The 4,040-nt window shown below is 70.1% G+C and carries 5 protein-coding genes; 1 reads left to right on the top strand and 4 read right to left on the bottom strand.

Annotated elements, in window-relative coordinates; all coding sequences use genetic code 11:
* Positions 1–38: 38 nt before the first annotated feature.
* The 4 genes from Aco03nite_RS52240 to Aco03nite_RS52225 form a co-directional block, all read right to left on the bottom strand.
* Positions 39–323 (bottom strand): RIP homotypic interaction motif-containing protein, encoded by a 285-nt coding sequence (locus tag Aco03nite_RS52240; RefSeq protein ID WP_203810719.1) that lies wholly within the window; start codon positions 321–323, stop codon positions 39–41.
* A gap of 7 nt (positions 324–330) precedes the next feature.
* On the bottom strand, positions 331–1,473 hold the full coding sequence (locus Aco03nite_RS52235) for an RNA polymerase sigma factor (protein WP_203810717.1): 1,143 nt from the start codon (positions 1,471–1,473) through the stop codon (positions 331–333).
* Entirely contained in the window at positions 1,470–1,877 is a 408-nt protein-coding gene (locus Aco03nite_RS52230) for a YciI family protein (RefSeq protein ID WP_203810715.1), read from the bottom strand. Before Aco03nite_RS52230 ends, Aco03nite_RS52235 begins: the two co-directional genes overlap by 4 nt.
* Positions 1,878–1,958: 81 nt before the next feature.
* Complete coding sequence (locus Aco03nite_RS52225; RefSeq protein ID WP_203810713.1) at positions 1,959–3,137, bottom strand: oxygenase MpaB family protein; 1,179 nt, start codon at positions 3,135–3,137, stop codon at positions 1,959–1,961.
* 88 nt (positions 3,138–3,225) lie between these two features.
* Between Aco03nite_RS52225 and Aco03nite_RS52220 the strand changes: the two genes are divergently transcribed.
* On the top strand, positions 3,226–3,849 hold the full coding sequence (locus Aco03nite_RS52220; RefSeq protein ID WP_203810711.1) for a TetR/AcrR family transcriptional regulator: 624 nt from the start codon (positions 3,226–3,228) through the stop codon (positions 3,847–3,849).
* Positions 3,850–4,040: the final 191 nt, after the last annotated feature.

Raw genomic sequence — 4,040 nt, 5'->3', positions numbered from 1 at the left:
GGCCGGGTGCGCGTCGGTATACGAACGGTTGCCGAGAATCAGAACCGGTTGTGCTGCGTGTTCCCGTCGCCGATCTGCACGCCCCGGGCATCGTGAAGGGTCACGGCCGGATCCGGTGCCGGCGACGGCCCGCCCCGGGAACGCCAGGCCAGGACCAGACCCCCGACGGCGACGAGCAGCGACAGGATCACGCCGACTATCGAGATCCACTTCTCGGCGCGGTCCAGGCCCTCGCCGAGCAGGAAGATCACCGCCCAGACCGCGCCGGCCGTCCCGGCTGTGACCAACAACGTCGCCGGCACCACCCGGCCAGTTCGCCTCATCGTTCCATCATGGCCGATCCCGGGCCGTGTTGAGCCGGGCGGCCTGCCGGTTCAGGTGGTCACGTTCGGCGGTGTTCGACGCCGCGCGCGCCGCCTCCGCGTAGAGCCGGGCCGCCGCCACCGGGTCACCGGCGCGTTCCCGCAGGTGGGCCTCGACCGCCCGGTAGCGGGGCAGGGCCGGGTCCAGCGCCGCCAGCGCGGCCAGCCCGGCCTGCGGACCGTCGGCCTCACCGACCGCGACGGCCCGGTTGAGGCCGACGATCGGGCTGTCGGTGAGCCGGGCCAGTTCGTCGTACCACTCGACGATCTGCACCCAGTCGGTCTCGGCGGCGGTCCGGGCGTCGGCGTGCAGGGCCGCGACGGCCGCCTGGGCCTGGAATTCGCCGAGCCGGTCCCGGGACAGCGCGGTCTGCAGGATCCGCACGCCTTCGGCGATCATGGCGGTGTCCCACCGGTCACGGTCCTGGTCGGCGAGAGGCACGAGACCTCCCCCCTTGCCGGTACGGGCGGGCCGGCGCGCGTGGTGCAGCAGCATCAGCGCGAGCAGCCCGGCCACCTCGGGATGATCGACGACCGCGGCCAGCTGCCGGGCCAGCCGGATCGCTTCGACGGCGAGGTCGACGTCGCCGCTGTATCCCTCGTTGAAGACCAGGTACAGCACCCGCAGAACGGTCGACACATCGGCGGCCTTGTCCAGGCGTACCCCCGCAATCGTCTTTTTCGCCCGGCTGATCCGCTGGGCCATGGTCGACTCGGGCACCAGGTAGGCGGCCGCGATCTGCCGCGTGGTCAGCCCACCGACGGCACGGAGCGTGAGCGCGACCGCCGACGCGGGCGTCAGCGAGGGGTGCGCGCACAGGAAGTAGAGCCCGAGCGTGTCGTCGGCGGACGGCACCGGACCGGGCGGGGGATCAGAATCGGCCACGTCCTCACGGCGTCGGCGGGCGGCGCCGGCCCGGGCGGCGTCCAGGAACCGCCGCCACGCCACGGTGATCAGCCACCCTTTCGCATCGGCCGGCAGCGCACCGGTGCGCAGCGCTTCGACCAGGGCGTCCTGTACGGCGTCCTCGGCCGCCGCGAAGTCTGCTCCGCGGCGGACGAGGACGGCGAGCACCACCGGGATCAGGCCCCGGAGTTGTGCGTCGGTCATTCCGTGACGGTCGGCGGCTCGGTCAGGAACGGACGCAGCTCCAGCCACTCGTGCAGCGGCTCGCCGCCGGCGCCCGGTGCCGCGGACAGTTCGGCAGCGAGTTCCAGGGCCCGCTCGTAGCTGTCCACGTCGATCGCCATCCAGCCGGCGATCAGATCCTTGGTCTCGGCGAACGGACCGTCGGTGACCGGCGGCCGGCCCTCCCCGTCGTAGCGCACGAACGTGCCACCGGGCGCGAGCGCCTGCGCGTCGACGAATTCGCCGTTCTCCTGGAGCCGGGCGGCGAAATCGTTCATGTACTGGATGTGCGCGGTGATCTCCTCCGGCGCCCATTTGTCCATCGGCAGGTCGGTGAGCGGGGTGGGGCCACCGCGGTAGTGCTTGAGCAGCAGGTACTTGGCCATGATTCGCTTCTCCTCGGTGCTGGTGCGACCCATTGTCGCCGTGTGCACACCGGGGACGGAGCCGCCGCCCCGTTCTCGACATCAGCGGTTCGTGACCGGGATCTCGATGCTGATCGGGCGGGCCTCGGAGAGGAACAGCAGGGCCGCCTTGCGCAGGAACTCGTCGAAGAGCCAATACGCCTTCGGCGCCAACGGAAACGGCAGCAGGCCTTCGCGTACGGCGATGAAAGGTCCCCAGGCGGTCCGGAGCAGGGGATCCCACACCAGTTCGCGGGGAATGCGCAGCCATCCGGCGATCTCGTCGCCGAGCATGAACCGGGTGAACGCGCCGAGAATCGGTTTGCTCAGTAATCCCGCGTCCACGTCGGCACCCAGATTCAGCAGGATGTCGGCGAGTTTGTTGCCCTCCGGGGTGGCTTTCAGAATCGGGTCGAGCACCTGTTCGGCCTGCGAGTCCGCCTCCGCCCAGGAGTTCGGGATGTATTCCTCCCGGACCCCCAGCAGGTACGCGCCGACCTGCCAGGAATGCAGGAAGGCGGCCGATTCGGCGGCCGGGATCGGCACTTTCCAGTCGTTCAGTTTCCGCATCACCGTGGTCGGCAGGCTGTGCCAGGTGACCATGATGTCCCGCTGGCTGATCGGGATGTCCTCGTCGGCGACCTTGGTCCAGTGCGGCGACTGCGGCAGCAGGTGACGCACCGCCGCGTGCACCAGCCGGGTCTTGACCGCGGTCACGATCATCTCCCCGCCGGGCAGGTACGCGTCGACCGAGCCGATGTCGTACCCCAGTTTGGCGGTCTTGGAGATCCGGTCCTTCATGTCCGCGCCGCCCTGCGAGTAGTAGACGGCGAGGGCCTCCTTCGGGATGACGGTGCTCATCATGCCGCTGGCCAGCCCGTACAGGACGCCCAGGTAGAGGCCGCGTTTCTCGTTGAACTCGACGGCGGTGGCGAGTTTACCGGGGTCGGCCCAGGACGGCAGCTGCCGGGCGTACTCGATGAAGTCCCGCAGGTCGGTGGGCAACCCGGCGGGGAGCGCCTGGCCGTTCTTCTTCCAGGTGCGCAGCAGCTCGTTGACGCGGGGCACGTCGCCGCGCTCGATGAGGTTCGCGACGAGCGGGTCGGCCTCCGGATCCCACACCCATCGCGGGTCGGTGCCCGCTCCGGCGCCGGCCACCGATCCGGTGGGTGACCAGGTCCAGCCTCCGACCGCCCCGAGGGCACCCGCTTTCAGTACGTTACGCCTGCTGAGAGGTTCCACGATCAGCTCCTGATACGGTGAAACACGACATGCTTCGATGTATCAACAGGACACCACAAGTTAATCCAGAATCACAAGACGGGTATCGATGGATTCACTTCTGGGGCGCGCGCTGGCCAATCCTGATCAACCCGCTGACCTGGACGGGGTCGCCACCCGGCTGATGGATGTGGCGTACGAACAGTTCTGCCGGATCGGCATCCGCCGCACCACGATGGAGGACGTCGCACGCCGGGCCGGGGTCTCCCGGATCACCGCGTACCGCCGCTTCGCCACCAAGGACGCCCTGGTCGAACAGGTGGTGCGGCGCGAGTTCCGGCGCTACCTGGACCGGTTCCGCGACGACATCCGGCCGGCCCGTACCGCCGTCGACCGGGTCGTCCTGGGTTTTGTCAGCTCGATGCGGGCGATCCGCGGCAACCCGCTGATCGGCGGGCTGATGGAGGTCGAACCGGACCTGCTCGTCCCCTCGATGATCAACGACGGCGGCCGGACGCTCGGCACGGTCCAGCGTTTCGTGGCCGGCCAGCTCCGCCGCGAACAGGCCGGCGGCCACATCTCCCCGGAGGTGGACGTCGACCTGGTCGCCGACCTGTGGGTCCGCCTGTCCGCATCGTTCCTGGCCATCCCCGGCCAGGTCGTGGACGTCGACGACGAGGCCCGGCTCCGGGAGGTGGCCCGCCGCTACCTGGTGCCGATGCTCGACACCTGACCCACGCGCCCGAGCCGTCCGTCAGGAGCCCGTTCCGACCCCGCGGCGAACCAGGCCGGATGGTGGTTCGGGTCGCGCGCCGCCCCGGACGGACCCCGCACCCGAATCGCCATCCGCTGGGGCTCAACCCGGTGCCTGTCCTCCGGGTGCGGAACCCCGGCAACCGTTCGTATACCGACGCGCACCCGGTC

The organism is Actinoplanes couchii (genome assembly GCF_016862075.1).
Taxonomy (GTDB): domain Bacteria; phylum Actinomycetota; class Actinomycetes; order Mycobacteriales; family Micromonosporaceae; genus Actinoplanes; species Actinoplanes couchii.
This window is presented reverse-complemented; position numbering and strand designations above follow the sequence as displayed.

Coding starts and splice junctions, on each gene's coding strand:
- Aco03nite_RS52240 (WP_203810719.1), bottom strand. CDS start 323: ATGAGGCGAACTGGCCGGGTGGTGCCGGCGACGTTGTTGGTCACAGCC.
- Aco03nite_RS52235 (WP_203810717.1), bottom strand. CDS start 1,473: ATGACCGACGCACAACTCCGGGGCCTGATCCCGGTGGTGCTCGCCGTC.
- Aco03nite_RS52230 (WP_203810715.1), bottom strand. CDS start 1,877: ATGGCCAAGTACCTGCTGCTCAAGCACTACCGCGGTGGCCCCACCCCG.
- Aco03nite_RS52220 (WP_203810711.1), top strand. CDS start 3,226: ATGGATTCACTTCTGGGGCGCGCGCTGGCCAATCCTGATCAACCCGCT.